The following is a 17,891-nucleotide window of genomic DNA, read 5'->3' as shown; positions in this document are numbered from 1 at the left end:
GCCAGCAGTGCCGCGGCGGCGAGGTAGCGGGCGGCGCGCAGGGCGATGCGCACCGCCGACTGCCTGGCGGCTGGGGTGATCGTGGTCTTCACGGAAGTCCTTCCGGCAGGTGCGGGCGGTGCGACCGAGGCGCTGGGGCCAGCGGTATGTTTCTGGGTGTCCATACTGCCCGGAACCGGGCGATCACGTGGGTTGAACTCGTCTTCGAAGGGGTGGTGTCGCCGGATGAAATCGGGCGCGTCGCGGCGGTGGGTGGCCAGGATGCTGATGGTCGCGGCCGCGGGGACGGTGCTGTCCTGCGGAAACGACGACCCCGGCCCGGAGTTCACGGTCGGCGCGGGTGACGCGGTGGAATCCCGCGTGCTCGCCGAAGTGTACGCCGGGGCGTTGGCGCGCACCGGGTTGCGGGTGGCCGTGGAGCCGGGGCTCGGGGAGCGCGGTGACTACCTCGGCGCGCTGGACGAAGGGCGGGTCGCGCTCGTCGGCGAGCACACCGGGGCGCTGCTCGCGCACTTCGACGACCGGTCCGAGGCCCGCACCCCCGACGACGTGCTCGAAGCGCTGAACCGCTCGCTGCCGGAGGGACTGGTGGTCGCCGACCCGGCCGAGGGTGCCGATCTGCGTGGACGGGTGCTCGTCGTGGAGAGCGAGAACGCCGACGCCGTAGCCGATCTCGCGCCCCGCTGCCCCGAGATCCCGGCGGGCGTCGCGCCCGAACCCGACCTGGTGCGCGGTCCGGCGGTGACGGTGGCGGACTGCTCGTTCGCCGGTGTGGTCGAGCTGCCCGACGCGGTCGCGCTGCGAGAGGCATTGCTGGACGGCCGGATTCGCGCGGGCATCCTGAACGGACCGCCCGACGACGAGCGCGCGACCGAAGGCCTGACCGTACTCGCCGACGACGATTTCGCCGTGCGCGCCGAGAACGTGATCCCGCTGTTCCGCAAGGGTTCCCTGGACGACCGGCGCGTCCGCAAGCTGAACTACGTCGCGGGCGAACTGACCACCGACGAACTGCTCGCCATGATCGAGCGGGTGCGCGGCGGGGCCGACGCGAGCCACGTCGCGCGCGAGTGGTTGGACGCGCACGCGCTGTAGGGGATGCCCGGTGGCCTGCCGGTGCGGCGGGCGCGGGCGCGGCGGAGCCAACCCTCGGGCGATCTTCCGGGTACGCCCAAGGGGCGGCCGCGTTCGTCCTGTGTGTCCCGATAGTCGCATTTGAGCAGGTAGAGCCCGGAATGTGGTCTGCGTCATCCCCCTTGTCGCCCCGTACCCCGCGCCGTATATTCCGAATGGAATATTTGGTCTGGAACACCTCGAGGAGGTGGGCGGGTGGGTGCTCAGGTGACGGCGCTGGGGATCTCGGTGCTGGCACTGCTCGAGGAGCGGCCCATGCATCCCTACGAGATGTACCAGACGCTGATCGAGCGGGGTGAGGACCAGCTCGTGAAGCTGCGGCCCGGCTCGCTCTATCACACGGTGGCGCGGCTGGCCGGTCAGGAGCTGGTGGTGGCCGAGGGGGTGGACCGCGCGGGCAACCGGCCCGAACGCACCACCTACCGGATCACCGCGTCGGGCCGGGAGGCGTTGCGCGCCAGGGTCTCCGAGATCCTGCGCTACCCCGCGCCGGAGTACCCGCTGTTCCCGCTCGCGCTCGCCGAGGCGCACAACCTGCCGAAGGCCGACGTGCTCACCCTGGTGCGCGAACGCGTCACGCACCTCGAACAGGAGCTCGCCGCGCTCGACGCCATGAGCGCGCGGGCGCGCGAGCACGCCGTGCGGCGGCGGTACTGGCTCGCGCTGCCGTACCTGCGTGCCACTCGCGCCGCCGAACTGACGTGGCTGCGCGAGTTCGAAACGGACTTGTCCGGCGGCGCGCTGGAGTGGGAGGAGTTCGATCCGGACACCGGTGCGCGCCGCACCGCATCCGACACCCCCCGGGCGGGGGACGGCGAACGCACGCCGCCCGCGGCGGGCCCGCTGCCGTCCTGAGAGAGGAACGAAATCCGTGTCCACCCAACGCAATCCGTGGCTGGCGCTGTTCGCGCTGGTCGTGGGCTTCTTCATGATCCTGCTGGACATGACGATCGTGTCGGTCGCCAACCCCTCGATCATGGCCGACCTCGGGGCCGATATCCCGCAGGTCATCTGGGTCACCAGCGCCTACCTGCTCACCTACGCGGTGCCGCTGCTGGTGGCGGGCCGCCTCGGCGACCGGTTCGGCCCGAAGAACATCTACCTGATCGGCTTGACGATCTTCACCGCCGCTTCGCTGTGGTGCGGGTTGTCGCACAGCATCGAGATGCTGATCGCGGCGCGCGCCGTGCAGGGGTTGGGCGCGGCCCTGATGACGCCGCAGACGATGGCCGTCATCACCCGCACTTTCCCGCCGGACAAGCGCGGCGCGGCGATGGGCCTGTGGGGCGGCGTGGCCGGGCTCGCGACGCTGGTGGGGCCGATCCTGGGCGGCGTGCTGGTGGACGCGCTGAGCTGGGAGTGGATCTTCTTCGTCAACGTGCCCGTCGGGCTCGCGGCGTTCGCGCTGGCGATGTGGCTGGTGCCCGAATTGCCCACGCACACCCACAAATTCGACCTCGTGGGCGTGGTGCTCAGCGGCGCCGGCATGTTCCTGCTGGTGTTCGGCATCCAGGAGGGCGGCAACTACGACTGGTCGCCGCGGATCTGGGTGCTGATCGGCGCGGGGCTGGCGGTGCTGGTGCTGTTCGTGGTGAACCAGGCCCGCACCCGCGGGGAGCCGCTGGTGCCGCTCGGGGTGTTCCGCGACCGCAACTTCGCGCTGTCGAACGTGGCGATCGCCGCGATGGGCGCCGCGGTCACCTCGGTGATGCTGCCGCTGTACTTCTATCTGCAGGCGGTGCGGGAGATGACGCCCACGCAGTCGGCGCTGGTGTTCGCGCCGATGGCGATCGTGACCGGGGTGAGCGCGCCGTTCATCGGCCGGTTCTCCGACCGGCTGCACCCGAAGATCGTCCCGACCGCCGGCTTCGCGCTGTTCGCGGCCTCGACCTTCTGGTGGGCGATGCTGATGACGCCCGAGTCGAATCTGGTGCTGCTGCTGGTGACGGCCGGTCTGGCGGGCTTGGCGAACGCCTGCATCTGGGCGCCGCTGGCCTCCACCGCCACCCACAACCTGCCCGTGCACCTCGCGGGGGCGGGCGCGGGCGTCTACAACACCACCCGGCAGGTGGGGTCGGTGCTGGGCAGCGCGGCCATCAGCGCGCTCATCGCCGCGCGCATGTCGGCGGCCGGGCTCGGTGACGCGCAGGTGAGCGAGGGCGGCCTCGGGCACGGGGCCGTGCCACCGCAGGTGCTCGACGAATTCAGCACGGCGCTGGGCGAATCCGTGCTCCTGCCCGCCGCGATCCTGCTGCTCGGCGTGGTCGCCTCGGCGCTTTTCGTGAGCCACGGCAAGCGTGTCGATACGTCGAAACCCCAACCTGCCGACACCCTTTCGGCCTGACGTCGTCAATCCTGTTTGTGGCGGTGGTAATAGCGATTCACCCGTGCGCGGTTGCCGCAGCGGGTGGGCGAGCACCAGCGACGGCGCGGATGCGCCGGGAGGAAGAGCAGGACGCAATCCTCGGCTTCGCAGCGTTTGAGCCGGGCCAGCGCTGGATCGGTGAGGAGGTCGGCGGCGGCCTCGGCCGGCACCGCCGCGAGCCGAGTGCCGGAGGCGCCCGCGCGGCGCGGGGTGGCGGTGATCGCGCCGTCGTGCCTGCCGAGTTCGCGTACGGCGGGCGCGGCGGATTGGGCGGCGGTGAGTCCCGCCCGCGCGGCGGCGGGCGGGCGGGCGACCGTCCAGCAAGGCGTGTAGCACCGCGGTCAGGTGCGCGCGCACGTCGCGGACGGCGGCGAGGTCGGCGGCGGTGCACCGGCTGGGCACCGGCTCGCCGAATCGGTCCGCTTCCAGTGCCGGCCACTCGTCCAGGCGGGCGGGGGTGTCGAGCACCCGGCGCGCGCGCCTACCTGGACGATCTCCCGGACGCCGAACTCCACCTGTTCGGCACCGGCCACTTCGCGCTGGAGACCCACCTGCCCGAGATCGCGCCGCTCGTCGGCGATTTCCTCGACCGCGTCCACGGCGGACACGCGAAAGGCGCCGTCCGCGAGCAGAACTCGCGGACGGCGCCTTCCCGGTTGACCTAGTTGTAGATCTTCTCCACCTCGGAGGCGTACTGCTTCATCACGACGGCGCGCTTGAGCGACATCTTCGGGGTGAGCTCGCCGGTCTCCTGGGTCCAGTCGACCGGGAGGATGCGGATCTTCTTGATCTGCTCGGCGTGCGAGACCTTCTTGTTGGTCTCGGCCACCGCGGCGTCCACCTCGGCGATCAGGGCCTTGTTCTCGATCAGGGTCTCGATCGGGGTGTCGGCGGCGACGCCGTTGCGCTCCTTCCAGCCCGGCAGCGCCTCCGGGTCGAGGGTGATCAGCGCGCCGATGAACGGCTGGCCGTCACCGACGACCATCACCTGGCTGATCAGCGGGTGCGCCCGCAGCGAATCCTCCAGCAGCGCGGGGGAGACGTTCTTGCCACCGGCGGTGACGATGATCTCCTTCTTGCGGCCGGTGATGGTGACGAAGCCGTCGGCGTCGATGGCGCCCAGGTCGCCGGTCTTGAACCAGCCGTCCTGGAACGCGTCCTCGGTGGCCTCGGCGTTGCCCCAGTAGCCGCCGAACACGACCGAACCGCGCAGCAGCAGCTCGCCGTCCTCGGCGATCTTGACGGCGTGGCCCTCGATCGGGCGGCCCACCGAGCCGACCCGGATGTGCTCGGGGGTGTTCACGGTGATGGCGGCGGTGGTCTCGGTGAGGCCGTAGCCCTCGTAGATCGTCACGCCGACGCCGCGGAAGAAGTGGCCCAGGCGCGCGCCCAGCGGGCCGCCGCCGGACACGGCCGCCTCGCACTGGCCGCCGAGCGCGGTCTTGAGCTTGCTGTAGACCAGCTTGTCGAACACCGTGTGCTTGAGCTTGAGCACCAGGCCGGGCCCGCCCTTGTCGAGGGACTCGCTGTAGGCGATGGCGGTCTCGGCCGCGGCGTCGAAGATCTTGCCCTTGCCGCCGTCGTGCGCCTTCTGCTTCGCGCCGTTGAACACCTTCTCGAACACGCGCGGCACCGAGAGGATGAAGTGCGGCTTGTAGCTGCCGAACTGCTCCACCAGGGTGGTCCAGTCCGAGGTGTGCGCGACGACGACCTTCGCGTCGAACGCGGCCAGCGCGACCGCACGGGCGAACACGTGGGCCAGCGGGAGGAACATCAGCGTGCGCTTGCCCTCGCTGACGTACTTGTTCAGCGCGATGCGGTCGGACTTGGACTCCGCGTACAGGTTCGCGTGGGTCAGCGACACGCCCTTCGGGCGACCCGTGGTGCCCGAGGTGTAGATCAGGGTGGCGGGCGAGGCCGCACCCACCTGGGCGCGGCGTTCGTGCACCCGCTGCTCGTCGATATCGGCGCCGCGGGCGATCAGCTCATCGACCGCGCCCTTCTCGAACTGGAGCGTCTCGCGCAGGTCCGGCAGCGACCCGGCCTCGATCTCGTCGATGGTGGCCTGGTGCTTGTCGTTGTCGAGCACCAGCAGCTTGGTCGCGGAGTCCTGCAGGATCCACTTGGCCTGCTCGGCCGAGGAGCTGTCGTAGATGGCGACGGTCACGCCACCGGCCGCCCAGATGGCGAAGTCGAGCACGGCCCACTCGTAGCGGGTGGGCGCCATGATGGCGACGCGGTCGCCGAGTTCGACGCCGGAGGCGATGATGCCCTTGGCCACGCCGGTGACCGTCTTCGCGAACTGCGCCGCGGTCACATCGTTCCAGCCGCCATTGCCGTTCGGGACGTTGAACAGCACCGCGTTCGGTGACTGTTCGGCATGGCGGAAGACGTTGTCGGAATTGTTCGCGTCGTCCGGAATGGTGTAAGAAGCCGGGACTTCGAACTCTCGCATCAGTGCCCTTCCACGTGGGTTAACTCGCCAGTAATCTACGACACCTTTTGCCGGCGCGCGTCATCGACCACCGAAAACTCCGCTGTTCGGCATTCGGCCGCCCGGTCCGGACGCATTGGCGCGCCCATCCTAGGCAAACTTCCGGCCGCGCGATCGCCGCGCGCCCTTCGGGTCTCCTCGGTCGCGGACGCCACTGGCGAGGCGGCCGCGCGGAGGAAGTCGGCGAGCTCGCCCAGCACCCGCGCGGCGGGCGCGAACCAGGCCGCCTGCATCTGCGCGACGTGCCACAGGCCCTCGGTCTCGGTGTAGTGCACCTCGACGCCGGCCGCGCGCAGCGCGGCCACCAGCTCCAGGCACTGCTCGTGCAGCAACTCGCTCACGTCCACCTGGACGTAGGTCGGCGGCAGTCCGCGCATCTCACCGCGCAACGGCGCGTAGCCGGTGTCGGCCCCGTCGCCGGCGCCCAGGTAGGCGGCGGCGCAGGCGCGCGACCACGGCCCGTTGACCACGAGATCGCGCTCGCGCGAGGACACCGCGTTCGGATCGGTCCACGGCGCGATCAAGCCCAGCGCGGCCGGGCGCATACCGTGCTCGGCGATCAGTCGCTGCGCCAGCGCCAGCGACAGACCGCCACCCGCGGAATCGCCCGCGACGGTGATCTGGTCGGGCCGGAATCCGCACCGCGAGACCAGTTCGCGGAACGCGGCGGTGGCATCGTCCAAGGCCGCGGGGAACGGATGCTCCGGGCCCATCCGGTAGTCGAGCACGTAGACCGCGCTCCGGCTGTCGCGCGCCAGACGCGCCGCCAGCGAGCGGTGCGTGGCGAGCGAGCCGACCGCATAACCACCGCCGTGCAGGTAGAGCACGGCGGTGGTGGGCGCGGTGTCGCCCGCGGTGTGCAGTTCGGTGACCCGGCCCGCCAGGCGCATCCGGCGCATGGTGACGCCGTCGGGCAGCAGCTGGGCCCGCGAGCCCAGATCCATCAGCCCGCGCTGCATCGCGAACGGCAGCCGGTGGTGCAGCAGGACGCGGAAGACGGGGTTCAGCAGCGCCCGCCCCACGGGGAGCGGGATGTCGAAATCACGCATTCCGGCGGCTCAGGGCAGGTAGCGCCGGGTGGTGGCGGACACGATGCGCTGGTAGCCCGAGGCCGTCGCGCGGACGAACAGGTCCAGCGCCTTGGCCTCCCAGCCGATCAGCACGCGGCCGTGGCCCTTGCGCACGCCCTCGGTGATGGTCTTCGCGGCCATCTCGGGGGTGTGGATGGCCAGCATCTTGTCGAACATCGCGGCCGCGGACGCGCCGTCGATGCCCTCGGCGTAGGTGGCGTTGCGCGCCACGCCGGTCTTGATGCCGCCCGGGTGCACACAGGTGACCTTGACCGGGGCCTTGGCCACCAGCATCTCCTGGCGCAGCGATTCGGTGAAGCCGCGCACCGCGAACTTGGCGGCGTTGTAGGCGCTCTGGCCGGGGATCGCGATCAGGCCGAACAGGCTGGATACGTTCACCACGTGGCCGTCGCCGGACTCGATCAGGTGCGGCAGGAACGCCTTGGTGCCGTTGACGACACCCCAGAAGTCGACGTCCATGATGCGCTCGATGTCCTTGAACTCCGAGCGCAGCACCTCGCCGTGGAAGGCGATGCCCGCGTTGTTGTAGATCTGGTGCACCACGCCGAAGTGCGCCTTGACGGCATCGGCGTAGAGCAGCACGGCCTCGCGCTCGGCCACATTGAGCCGGTCGGACTTGACCTGCGCGCCCAGCTGCTCGCAGCGGCGCACGGTCTCGGCCAGCCCGTCGGTGTCGATATCGGAGAGCGCCAGCTTCGCGCCGCGCGCGGCCAGATCCTCGGCCAGGGCGCGGCCGATGCCGGAGCCGGCTCCGGTGATCACACAGACTTTGTTGGTGAAGTAAGCGTCCTTGCTCACGGGTGTCACACTGCTTTCAGTTCGGCGGGCGCGGTGGTGGTCTCGTAGGCCTCGACATCGAATTCCTTGGTGATCCGGCGGAATTCGAAGGTGAAGTCGGGCCACAGCGTGGTGTTGTTGCCGTGCTTGTCCAGGTACCAGCTGGCGCAGCCGCCGGTGTTCCACACCGACCTGCCCAGCTTGGCCTGCAGTTCCCTGTTGTACTCGTCCTGGGCCTCGCGGCGGACCTCGACGGTGCGCAGGCCCTGCTTCGCGATGGTGTTCAACGCGTCGGCGATGTAGTTGATCTGCGATTCGATCATGTACACCATCGAGGTGTGGCCCAGGCCCACGTTGGGGCCGAGCAGGAAGAACATGTTGGGGAAGTTGGCGATCGAGGCGCCCTTGTAGCCCTGCTGGCCGATCTCGTCGAAGACCTCGCTCAGCGTGCGGCCGTCCTTGCCGGTGATCGTCTCGAAGGTCGGCGAGTCGGTGACGTGGAAGCCGGTCGCGACGATCAGCGCGTCGATCTCGCGCTCGGTGCCGTCCTCGGTGACGATGGAGCCGGCGCGGATCTCGGCGATCGGATCGGTCACCACGTCGACGTTGTCCCGGTCCAGCGCGGGGTAGTAGTCGTTGGAGATCAGCATGCGCTTGCAGCCGATGCGATAGTCGGGCGTGACCTTCCGGCGCAGTTCGGCGTCGCGGATCTCGAAGCGCAGCTTGGCCTTCGACAGCAGCTCGAAGCCCTGCATCAGCGCGGGCACCTTGGCCAGGCCGACGACCTGGGTCTCGCGGGCGGCGTAGATGGCCGCGCGGGACAGGCGCTGCACGCCGGGCACGTACTTGAACGCCAGCTTCTCGATGCCCAGGTACGGGCGGTCCAGGCGCGGCAGCAGCCAGGGCGCGGTGCGCTGGTAGACGTCGAGGTGGGCCACCTGCGGCGCGATCGCGGGCACGATCTGGATGGCGGAAGCGCCGGTGCCGATGATGGCGACGCGCTTGCCGGTGAGATCGGCGTCGTGGTTCCAGCGGGCGGAGTGGAAGATCTCGCCCTCGAAGTCGTGAATGCCCTTGATATCGGGCAGGTTCGGCTCGCAGAGCGCGCCGACGGCCGAGACCAGCGTGTCGGCGGTGAACTCGCCCCGGGAGGTGGTGACCTCCCAGCGGGCCAGCTCGGCGTTCCAGCGCGCGCCGGTGACGTCGCAGTCGAACAGGTGCTTGTCGCGGACCTGGTACTTGTCGGCGACGCCCTGGATGTAGGCCTGGATCTCACCCTGGCGGGAGAACGAGCGAGACCAGTTCGGGTTGAGCTCGAACGAGTACGAGTACAGGTGGGACGGCACATCGCACGCGGCACCGGGGTAGGTGTTGTCGCGCCAGGTGCCGCCGACATCGCTGCCGCGCTCCAGGACCAGGAAATCGTCACGGCCCTGCTGGGTCAGCCGGATGGCGAGACCGAGCCCGGCGAACCCGCTGCCGATGATGATCGTCTCGAGGTGGCGGGCAGGCCGGTTGCCGACAGCTTTGTCTGTAACCTTACGACTCATGTAACCTAGCTTACGATCCTATTGAGCAGGAGTCAACAGTATTGAACCACGTTCAGTAACATGAGTCCCGTGAACCGCAGAAGCCCCGGCGAGAACGGCAAGCGCACCCGGCTCACCCCGGAGGAGCGCCGCGAACAGCTGCTCGCCCTCGGTGTGAAGATGCTCGGCGAGCGCTCGATCGAGGAGATCTCCGTCAGCGAGATCGCGGCGCAGGCGGGCATCTCGCGCGGCCTGCTCTTCCACTACTTCCCGACCAAACAGGACTTCCAGCGCGAAGTGGTGCGGCACGCGAACGCCGAACTGCTGGAACGGGTCTCGCCGGATCGCACGCTCGGCATCTTCGACATGCTGCGCGATTCCATCGGCCGCTACGTGGACTACGTCAGCGAGAACAGCACGTCGTATCTGGCGCTGCTGCGCGGGCCCACCAGCGTCAGCCCCGATCTGGTGCCGCTGGTCGAGCAGACCCGCGACGCCATCATCGGCATCATCCTCGCCGAGGCGCCGGTCCCTATCGACCCGGCCGCCCACCCCCGCCTGATGCTCGGCATGCGCGGCTGGATCGCCTTCGTCGAGGAGACCACCCTCACCTGGCTGCGCGCCGAACCCATCACCCGCGACGAACTGGTCGAACTGCTCGTCGAATCCCTCATCAGCCTGGCCATGGCGCTGCACGCCGACCTCGGCGAGGTCCTGCGCGGCGCCGCCATCGGCGGCTGACCGACCCCGGACACGGCGAACGCCGGGTGCGAATCCGATTCCCCGAGGGGAGGATTCGCACCCGGCGTCCGGGCCTGACCCGATCAGGCGGTCGGCGCGAAGGCCTCTTCGATGATCTCCGCCTGCTCGACCGCGTGCACCTTCGACGATCCCGAGGACGGGGCCGACATGGCGCGGCGCGAGACGCGGCGCAGCTTGCCGAGGCGCTCCGGCAGCAGCTCGGGCAGGTTCAGGCCGAAGAACGGCCAGGCGCCCTGGTTGGCGGGCTCCTCCTGGACCCAGGCGATGTCGGTCGCGTTCGGGTACCCGGCCAGCGCCTCGTTGAGGCGGTACGCCGGGATCGGGTACAGCTGCTCGACCCGCACGATCGCGATGTCCTCGCGCTTCTGCTTGGTCTTCTCCGCGACCAGCTCGTAGTAGAGCTTGCCGCTGGTCAACAGCACCCGCTTCACCTTGCCGCGGTCACCGACGCCCTGCTCGTAGGTGGGCTCGTCGAACACCGAGTGGAACTTCGACTCGGTGAAGTCCTTCAGGTCCGAGACCACGGCCTTGTTGCGCAGCATCGACTTCGGGGTGAAGACGATCAGCGGACGGCGGATGTCGTCGTGCACGTGGCGGCGCAGCAAGTGGAAGTAGTTCGCCGGCGTGGACGGCACCGCCACCGTCATCGACCCCTCCGCGCACAGCTGCAGGAAGCGCTCGATGCGGCCCGAGGTGTGGTCGGGACCCTGGCCCTCGTGGCCGTGCGGCAGCAGCAGCACCACATCGGAGAGCTGGCCCCACTTGGCCTCACCGGAGGAGATGAACTCGTCGATGATGGACTGCGCGCCGTTGACGAAGTCGCCGAACTGCGCCTCCCACAGCACCAGCGCGTTCGGGTTGCCCAGCGAGTAGCCGTACTCGAAACCGACGGCGGCGAACTCGCTCAGCGCCGAATCGTGCACCGCGAACCAGCCCGGGTTGGCCGAGCCGATGTTGTGCAGCGGGGTGTACTCCTCGGCGGTCTTGCGGTCGATGATGACCGAGTGCCGCTGGGTGAAGGTGCCGCGGCGGGAGTCCTGACCGGTCAGGCGCACCGCGCGGCCCTCGTCGATGAGCGTGCCGAAGGCCAGCAGCTCGGCGAAGGCCCAGTCGACCTTGCCCTCGTAGGCCATCTCGCGCCGCTTCTCCAGCACCGGCTTCACGCGCGGGTGCACGCTGAAGCCCTCCGGCACGTTGACGAACGCGTCGCCGATGCGCTGCAGCACCGACTTGTCCACGGCCGTCTGCACGGTCGCGGGGACCTTCTGGTCGTCCTCGACCGATTCGCTCGGCTCCGGCGGGTACTTCTCCAGTTCGCGGACCTCGTTGAACACCCGCTCCAGCTGGCCCTGGTAGTCGCGCAGCGCGTCCTCGGCCTCTTTCAGCGAGATGTCGCCACGGCCGATCAGGCTCTCGGTGTAGCTCTTGCGCACTGAGCGCTTGGTGTCGATGACGTCGTACATGTACGGCTGGGTCATCGACGGGTCGTCGCCCTCGTTGTGCCCGCGGCGGCGGTAGCAGATCAGGTCGATGACCACGTCCTTGCGGAACTTCTGCCGGAAGTCGACCGCCAGGCGCGCCACCCAGTCGCACGCCTCCGGGTCGTCGCCGTTGACGTGGAAGATCGGCGCGCCGATGAACTTCGCGATATCGGTGGAGTATTCGGTGGAGCGGCTGTTCTCCGGGGCGGTGGTGAAGCCGATCTGGTTGTTCACCACGATGTGGATGGTGCCGCCCACGCGGTAGCCGCGCAGACCCGAGAGGTTCAGCGTCTCGGCCACCACACCCTGACCGGCGAACGCGGCGTCACCGTGCAGCATCAGCGGCATCACCGAGAAGCCCTCGGGGCCGTCGCCCTTGTCCAGCAGGTCCTGCTTGGCGCGGACCAGGCCCTCCAGCACCGGGTCCACCGCCTCCAGGTGCGAGGGGTTGGCCGTCAGCGAGACCTCGATCTCGTTGTCGCCGAACATCTGCAGGTAGGTGCCCTGCGCGCCGAGGTGGTACTTCACGTCGCCGGAGCCGTGCGTGGCCGCCGGGTTCATGTTGCCCTCGAACTCGGTGAAGATCTTCGAGTACGGCTTGCCGACGATATTGGCCAGCACGTTGAGGCGGCCGCGGTGCGGCATTCCGATGACGACCTCGTCGAGCGAATGCTCGGCGCACTGGTCGATGGTGGCGTCCATCATCGGGATGACCGATTCGGCGCCCTCGAGCGAGAAGCGCTTCTGGCCGACGTACTTGGTCTGTAGGAAGGTCTCGAACGCCTCCGCGGCGTTGAGCCGGTTCAGGATGTACTTCTGTTGCGCGACAGTCGGTTTGACGTGCTTCTGCTCGACACGGTCCTGGATCCACTGCAACTGCTCGGGATCGAGGATGTGGGTGTACTCCACGCCCACGTGGCGGCAGTACGCGTCGCGCAGGATGGACAGCACGTCGCGCAGCTTCATGCGCTCCTGGCCGTGGAAGCCCGCCACGCTGAACTCGCGGTCCAGGTCCCACAGGGTGAGGCCGTGCGAGGTGACGTCCAGGTCGGGGTGGCTGCGGAACTTGTCCTTGACCAGGCGCAGCGGGTCGGTGTCGGCCATCAGGTGGCCGCGGCTGCGGTAGGCGGCGATCAGCTCGAGCACGCGCGCGCTCTTGTCGACGCCGCGCTCGCGGATGTCCTTGCGCCAGCGCACCGGCTCGTACGGCACGCCGAGGCCGTGGAAGATCTCGTCGTAGAAGTCGTCGGAGATCAGCAGCTGGTGGATGGTGCGCAGGAAGTCGCCGGACTCCGCGCCCTGGATGATGCGGTGATCGTAGGTGGAGGTGAGCGTCATCAGCTTGCCCACGCCCAGGTCGGCGATGCGCTCCTCGCTCATGCCCTGGAACTCGGCCGGGTACTCCATGGCGCCCGCGCCGATGATCGCGCCCTGGCCCTGCATGAGGCGCGGCACCGAGTGCACGGTGCCGATGGTGCCGGGGTTGGTCAGCGAGATGGTGACGCCGGTGAAGTCCTCGGTGGTGAGCTTGCCGTCGCGGGCGCGCCGCACGATGTCCTCGTAGGCGGTGTGGAACTGGCCGAAGGTCATCGCCTCGGTGCCCTTGATGGCCGCGACGACCAGCGAGCGGCTGCCGTCCTTGCCGGGCAGGTCGATGGCCAGGCCCAGGTTGGTGTGCGCCGGGGTGACCGCGTTCGGCTTGCCGTCGATCTCGGCGAAGTGGCGGTTCATGTTCGGGAACGCCTTGACCGCCTGCACGATCGCGTAGCCGAGCAGGTGGGTGAACGAGATCTTGCCGCCGCGGGTGCGGGCCAGGTGGTTGTTGATGACCAGCCGGTTGTCGATCATCAGCTTGGCCGGGATGGCGCGCACCGACGTCGCGGTCGGGATGGCCAGCGAGGCGGACATGTTCTTGGCGACCGCGGCGGCCGCGCCGCGCAGCACCTTCGCCTCGTCGGTGGCCTCGGCGGGCTTGGGCCCGCCGGAGGTCGGCGCGGCGTTGGAGGTGGGGGCGGGGGTGGTCTGCGGTGCGCGCGCGGTGGCCTTCGCCGGTGTCGGGGTGGGGGCCTTGGCGGGAGCCGGGACCGCCTTCGCGGGAGCGGGGGCGGGCGCGGCGGCGGCGGGCGCGGGGGCCGGGGCGGGCGCGGAGGTCACCGGCTTGGCGGGCGCGGGAGCGGGGGCGGAGTTGGCGGTCGGCGCTGCGGCGGAGTTGTCGGTGGACTCGCCCGTGGCCTCGGGGGTGTAGTCGGCGAGGAACTCGTGCCAACTCTCATCGACCGACGACGGGTCCTGTTTGAACTTCTGATACATCTCGTCGACTAGCCACTGGTTCTGTCCGAACTGGGAAGTTGAGCTGCTCACAGCAGGTGTTCGCCTCATTTCGTTCTTCGCGCTGCGACGTTTGTGACGTGCCCGGCACGGGGATCGGCGGATGGGCGCCGATTCACCCTCTGTCGAGGATATGCCCAGCGGCAAATCGAGGGAGCCACCCACCACCGGACAGACACGAACTCCTCTGTGCAGACCCGTCCCGAAGCGAGAATATTCCTTCTGACCGGCGCCCCGCACCCGACCCGCGCCCGCGGCCCGCTCACCCGCGCGCGGGCGCCGCGCCCGGCGAAGCCGCAGCCCACAGCCTGCGATAGGTGCCGTCGGCCGCCAGCAGCTGCTCGTGCGTCCCGAACTCGGTGACCCGGCCCCGCTCCACCACCGCGATGCGGTCGGCCCGCGCGGCCGTGCTGAGCCGGTGCGCGACCACGACGGTGGTCCGGCCCCGGGTCAGCGATCTGCTCGCTACCAGCACCGATGCCTCGCTCTGGGCGTCCAGCGTGGCGGTGGCCTCGTCCAGCAGCAACAGGTCGGGGCGCACCAGTTCGGCGCGGGCCAGCGCGATCAGCTGGCGCTGGCCCGCGGAGAGACCGCGACCGCGTTCACCCACCGGCTGGCGCAGGCCCAGCGGCAAGGCGGCGATCATGTCGGCCGCGCCCACCGCCTTCGCGGCCGCGAGCACCTCGTCGTCGGTCGCGAAAGGTTGTCCGAACGCAATGTTGCTGGCGACGTCGCCGGTGAAGAGGTGAGCTTCCTGCGGCACGATCCCCAACCGGGCCCGGTACTCGGTGAGGCGGTAGTCGCGGATGTCGACCCCGTCCACGGTGACCGCGCCCGCGTCGTCGGCGCGCGGCAGGTCGTACAGGCGGGCCAGCAGCTTGACGATGGTCGACTTGCCCGCGCCGGTCGGGCCGACCAGCGCCAGGGTCGACCCCGGCGCGATATCGAGCGTGACGCCGTCCAGCGCCGGTTTCCCCGCGTCGCCGTAGCGGAAACGCACCTCGTCGAGGCGCACCTCGCCGCGCAGCCGCCCGCGCAGCGGCGTCGCGTCGGGTGGGTCCTCGGCCAGGGTCGACGGGGTGCGCAGCAGATCGCCGATGCGGCGCAGGCCCACCCGGGCCTGCTGATAGCTGTCGAAGACCTGCGACAACTGGGTGATCGGGCCGAACAGCAGCTCCAGGTACAGCACGAACGCGACCAGCGTGCCCGCCGTCGTCACGCCGGTCGCCACCTCGCGCGCCCCGACGAACACCACGGCGGCCAGCGCCACGTCGGCCCAGGCGATGACGAACGCGAAGTACAGCGCGATCGCCCGCTGCGCCCGCATGCGCGCGGCGCGGTAGCCGGCCGAGTACTCGGCGAAGCGGCGGGCGGCGCGCGGCTCGTGCCGGTTGGCCTGCACGGCGCGCAGGCCGGCCACGTTTTCCTGGAAATCGGCGTTCACGGCCGAAACCCGTTCCCGCGACACCGAATACGCGGTGCCCGAGACCCGGCGGAACAGGACGGTGGCCAGGATCAGCGGCGGCAGCGCGAGCAGCGTGACCGAGGCCAGCGACAGGTCGATGAGCAGCAGCGCGCCGAGGATGCCGACCAGGGTGAGCCCGCCGATCACGGTGGTGGCCACCCCGGTCTGCAGGAAGGTCGACAGGGCGTCCACGTCGGTGGTCATCCTGGTCATGATGCGGCCGGACAGTTCCCGCTCGTAGTAGTCCAGGCCCAGCCGTTGCAGGTGCGCGTAGCTACGCACCCGCAACCCGTAGAGCACGCGTTCGCCGGTGCGGGCGGTGAGCACGATGGTGGCCGCGCCCACGATCAGCCCGGCCACCACCAGCAGCGCGCCCAGGACCGCAGCCCAGCGCAGGGCGCCCGTGTCGGCGGCGTGCACGCCGTGATCAATGGCGTAGCGGACCAGCGGCGGGAACGCGACGCCGATCAGCGCGTCCAGCGCGAGCAGCCCGACCACGGCCGCCACCAGCGCGCGCACCGGCCGCAGCAGGCGCGGCAGGCGGAAGTGCGGATCGGGGCGGCGCAGGTCGGCGTCGTCCTGGTGGGGTTCCTCGGTGGCGGGCGGCAGGCTGTCGATGGTGCGGCGCAATTCGGGTGTCTCGGCGAGCGCGGCGCTGGCCGCGCCGAAACCGCCGCCGGTCCGGCCGGTCGCCCGGGGTTTGCGGAAGAGCGGCGCCTCGGGTTCGGTGACGCGCGGCGCGAGCGGATGCGCGGGCGCGGGCAGGCGGATCACCCGGTCGGCGTGCGCGAGGGTGGATTCGCGGTGGGCCAGGATGAGGGTGGTGCGCCCGCCGCGGTCGGGCAGCGCGTCGAAGATGGCGGCCTCGGTGAGGGCGTCGACGGCGGAGGTGGCGTCGTCGAGCACCAGCACGCGCGGACGGGTCAGCAGCACCCGCGCCAGCGCCACCCGCTGGCGCTGGCCGCCGGAGAGGGTGAGGCCGCGTTCGCCGACCACGGTGTCGTAGCCGTCGGGCAGTTCGCCGATGAACTCGTCGGCCGCGGCCAGTTTCGCGGCCTGCCTGATCTCGGCGTCGGTGGCGTCGGGGCGGCCCAGCGCGATATTGGCGGCGATCGAGGCGCTGTAGAGGAAGGGCTCGTCGAAGACCACGCCGACGGCGGCGCGCAGCTCGGCGGCGCGCACGTCGGCGATGTCGACCGGGTGCGCCGGATCGCCGCCGACCAGGCGGATGTGGCCGGCGTCGGGGGCGTAGAACCGGGGGAGCAGCAGCGACAGGGTGGTCTTGCCGGAACCCGTGGGGCCGATGATCGCCACGGTCTCGCCGGGGCGCACGGTGAGGTCGAGGTCGCGCAGGACCGGGCGGTCGGGATCGAAACCGAAAGTGAGCGAGTCGATCTCGATGCCGAGTGGGCCGTCGGGCAGCGGCACCGGGTCGGGCGGGTCGGTCAGCGCGGGCGTGGTGTCGATGACCTGGAAGACGCGTTCGGCGGCCGCGCGGGTGAGCTGGGCCAGGATGATCACCGACGTCATCGCGCGCGTCGCGGAGGTCATCGTCGCGACGTAGGCGGCGAAGGCGAGGAAGGTGCCCAGGCCCACGTGCCCGTGCAGCGCCAGCCAGCCGCCGAAGCCGATCACCCCGACCAGCCCGGCCTGCGGCACCGCCGCGACCACCGGCGCGAAGCGGGAATCCACCCGCGCCGCGCGCAGGCGTTCGGCGTAGAGCCTGCGGGCGTGGCCCTCCAGCACGTCGACCATCCGGGCTTCCTGCCCGAAACCCTTGACCACGCGGACGCCGGTGACGGTCTCCTCCACGTGCTGGGCCACCTCGGCCGCGCGCTGCTGCGCCGACCAGGTGGCCGCGAACACGCGCGGGCGCATCCGGTACACCACCAGCGCGATCCCGGGCACCACCAGCAGCGCGACGAGCGCCAGCGGCGGCGAGAGCCACAGCATCACCGCTGCGGCGAGCAGGAACTGCAGCAGCGCCATCCCCGACAGCGGGACCATCGCGAGCAGGCCCTGCACCAGTTGCAGGTCGGTGATGGAGCGTGACACCACCTGGCCGGTGCGCAGCGCGTCCTGGCCCGCCCCGTCCAGGCGCTGCAGCGCGCCGAGCACCTGGATCCGCAGCGAGTGCTGCACGTCGAGGGAGAGCCTGCCCGCCAGCAGCCGCCTGCCGAACGACGCGCCGAACCGGCCGAACGCGAGCAGCACCAGCAGCGCCGCGACCGTCCCGATCACCTCGGTGTCGCCGACCCCGGCCGCATCGATGGCACGCTTGGTCAGCAGCGGCGCGGCCACCTCCACCAGCGCCCCCGCCAGGATCGCGGCTCCCACCGCCGCGACCGTCCCCGGATAGGCACGGCTCTCGGCCCACAGCCGCCGCACCCACCCGCGCTCCCGCACAGCACCCTCACGCACCCGCACTCACCTCCCACTCGAAGGTAGCGACACATCCCGACACG

At 70.3% G+C, this 17,891-nt stretch carries 13 protein-coding genes; 6 read left to right on the top strand and 7 right to left on the bottom strand.

What is annotated here, in order from left to right:
* Positions 1-225 precede the first annotated feature (225 nt).
* The 3 genes from DFR74_RS11430 (at position 226) to DFR74_RS11420 (ending at position 3,478) form a co-directional block, all read left to right on the top strand.
* Positions 226-1,095 (top strand): glycine betaine ABC transporter substrate-binding protein, encoded by an 870-nt coding sequence (locus DFR74_RS11430; RefSeq protein WP_067513744.1) that lies wholly within the window; start codon positions 226-228, stop codon positions 1,093-1,095.
* A 234-nt stretch (positions 1,096-1,329) separates the two neighbouring features.
* Complete coding sequence (locus DFR74_RS11425; protein ID WP_232331901.1) at positions 1,330-1,989, top strand: PadR family transcriptional regulator; 660 nt, start codon at positions 1,330-1,332, stop codon at positions 1,987-1,989.
* A gap of 16 nt (positions 1,990-2,005) precedes the next feature.
* The gene (locus tag DFR74_RS11420; protein WP_084538133.1) at positions 2,006-3,478 is read left to right on the top strand and encodes a DHA2 family efflux MFS transporter permease subunit; all 1,473 of its coding nucleotides are present in this window, start codon (positions 2,006-2,008) and stop codon (positions 3,476-3,478) included.
* 5 nt (positions 3,479-3,483) lie between these two features.
* Here DFR74_RS11420 and DFR74_RS36630 read toward each other — a convergent pair whose 3' ends face one another.
* Complete coding sequence (locus DFR74_RS36630) at positions 3,484-3,669, bottom strand: CGNR zinc finger domain-containing protein (RefSeq protein ID WP_211334136.1); 186 nt, start codon at positions 3,667-3,669, stop codon at positions 3,484-3,486.
* Positions 3,670-3,682: 13 nt separating this feature from the next.
* Here DFR74_RS36630 and DFR74_RS36625 point away from each other — a divergent pair, with 13 nt between their 5' ends.
* Positions 3,683-3,832 (top strand): hypothetical protein, encoded by a 150-nt coding sequence (locus DFR74_RS36625; protein ID WP_211334135.1) that lies wholly within the window; start codon positions 3,683-3,685, stop codon positions 3,830-3,832.
* A 95-nt stretch (positions 3,833-3,927) separates the two neighbouring features.
* Positions 3,928-4,164, top strand: coding sequence for a hypothetical protein (locus DFR74_RS37070; protein ID WP_067513747.1), 237 nt, complete (start codon positions 3,928-3,930; stop codon positions 4,162-4,164).
* On the opposite strand, the gene DFR74_RS11405 is transcribed toward DFR74_RS37070, so the two are convergent.
* The 4 genes from DFR74_RS11405 to DFR74_RS11390 are packed head-to-tail and all read right to left on the bottom strand — an operon-like array spanning position 4,161 to position 9,411.
* Complete coding sequence (locus DFR74_RS11405) at positions 4,161-5,954, bottom strand: AMP-dependent synthetase/ligase (RefSeq protein WP_067513748.1); 1,794 nt, start codon at positions 5,952-5,954, stop codon at positions 4,161-4,163. The two genes, DFR74_RS37070 and DFR74_RS11405, sit on opposite strands and share 4 nt — an antisense overlap.
* Positions 5,955-5,989: 35 nt before the next feature.
* The gene (locus DFR74_RS11400) at positions 5,990-7,042 is read right to left on the bottom strand and encodes an alpha/beta hydrolase (protein ID WP_067513749.1); all 1,053 of its coding nucleotides are present in this window, start codon (positions 7,040-7,042) and stop codon (positions 5,990-5,992) included.
* 9 nt (positions 7,043-7,051) lie between these two features.
* Positions 7,052-7,882 carry an SDR family NAD(P)-dependent oxidoreductase gene (locus tag DFR74_RS11395; protein WP_067513760.1) on the bottom strand — a complete coding sequence of 277 codons (831 nt, stop codon included), beginning with the start codon at positions 7,880-7,882 and terminating at the stop codon, positions 7,052-7,054.
* Positions 7,883-7,887: 5 nt separating this feature from the next.
* Positions 7,888-9,411 (bottom strand): flavin-containing monooxygenase, encoded by a 1,524-nt coding sequence (locus DFR74_RS11390; protein ID WP_067513750.1) that lies wholly within the window; start codon positions 9,409-9,411, stop codon positions 7,888-7,890.
* 60 nt (positions 9,412-9,471) lie between these two features.
* Between DFR74_RS11390 and DFR74_RS11385 the strand changes: the two genes are divergently transcribed.
* The gene (locus DFR74_RS11385; protein WP_067513751.1) at positions 9,472-10,131 is read left to right on the top strand and encodes a TetR/AcrR family transcriptional regulator; all 660 of its coding nucleotides are present in this window, start codon (positions 9,472-9,474) and stop codon (positions 10,129-10,131) included.
* An 83-nt stretch (positions 10,132-10,214) separates the two neighbouring features.
* On the opposite strand, the gene DFR74_RS11380 is transcribed toward DFR74_RS11385, so the two are convergent.
* Positions 10,215-13,943, bottom strand: coding sequence for a multifunctional oxoglutarate decarboxylase/oxoglutarate dehydrogenase thiamine pyrophosphate-binding subunit/dihydrolipoyllysine-residue succinyltransferase subunit (locus tag DFR74_RS11380; protein ID WP_411719599.1), 3,729 nt, complete (start codon positions 13,941-13,943; stop codon positions 10,215-10,217).
* Between the two features lie 280 nt (positions 13,944-14,223).
* Complete coding sequence (locus tag DFR74_RS11375; protein WP_232331807.1) at positions 14,224-17,847, bottom strand: ABC transporter ATP-binding protein; 3,624 nt, start codon at positions 17,845-17,847, stop codon at positions 14,224-14,226.
* Between the last annotated feature and the right edge of the window lie 44 nt (positions 17,848-17,891).

This window comes from Nocardia puris (genome assembly GCF_003315035.1).
Taxonomy (GTDB): domain Bacteria; phylum Actinomycetota; class Actinomycetes; order Mycobacteriales; family Mycobacteriaceae; genus Nocardia; species Nocardia puris.
The sequence above is the reverse complement of the archived record's forward strand: the minus strand, read 5'-3'. Positions and strand labels throughout refer to the sequence as shown.

What these genes read in the sequence shown, in the direction of transcription:
- DFR74_RS11430 (WP_067513744.1), top strand. Translation starts at nt 226, where the DNA reads ATGAAATCGGGCGCGTCGCGGCGGTGGGTGGCCAGGATGCTGATGGTC.
- DFR74_RS11405 (WP_067513748.1), bottom strand. Translation starts at nt 5,954, where the DNA reads ATGCGAGAGTTCGAAGTCCCGGCTTCTTACACCATTCCGGACGACGCG.
- DFR74_RS11400 (WP_067513749.1), bottom strand. Translation starts at nt 7,042, where the DNA reads ATGCGTGATTTCGACATCCCGCTCCCCGTGGGGCGGGCGCTGCTGAAC.
- DFR74_RS11390 (WP_067513750.1), bottom strand. Translation starts at nt 9,411, where the DNA reads ATGAGTCGTAAGGTTACAGACAAAGCTGTCGGCAACCGGCCTGCCCGC.
- DFR74_RS11385 (WP_067513751.1), top strand. Translation starts at nt 9,472, where the DNA reads ATGAGTCCCGTGAACCGCAGAAGCCCCGGCGAGAACGGCAAGCGCACC.
- DFR74_RS11380 (WP_411719599.1), bottom strand. Translation starts at nt 13,943, where the DNA reads ATGTATCAGAAGTTCAAACAGGACCCGTCGTCGGTCGATGAGAGTTGG.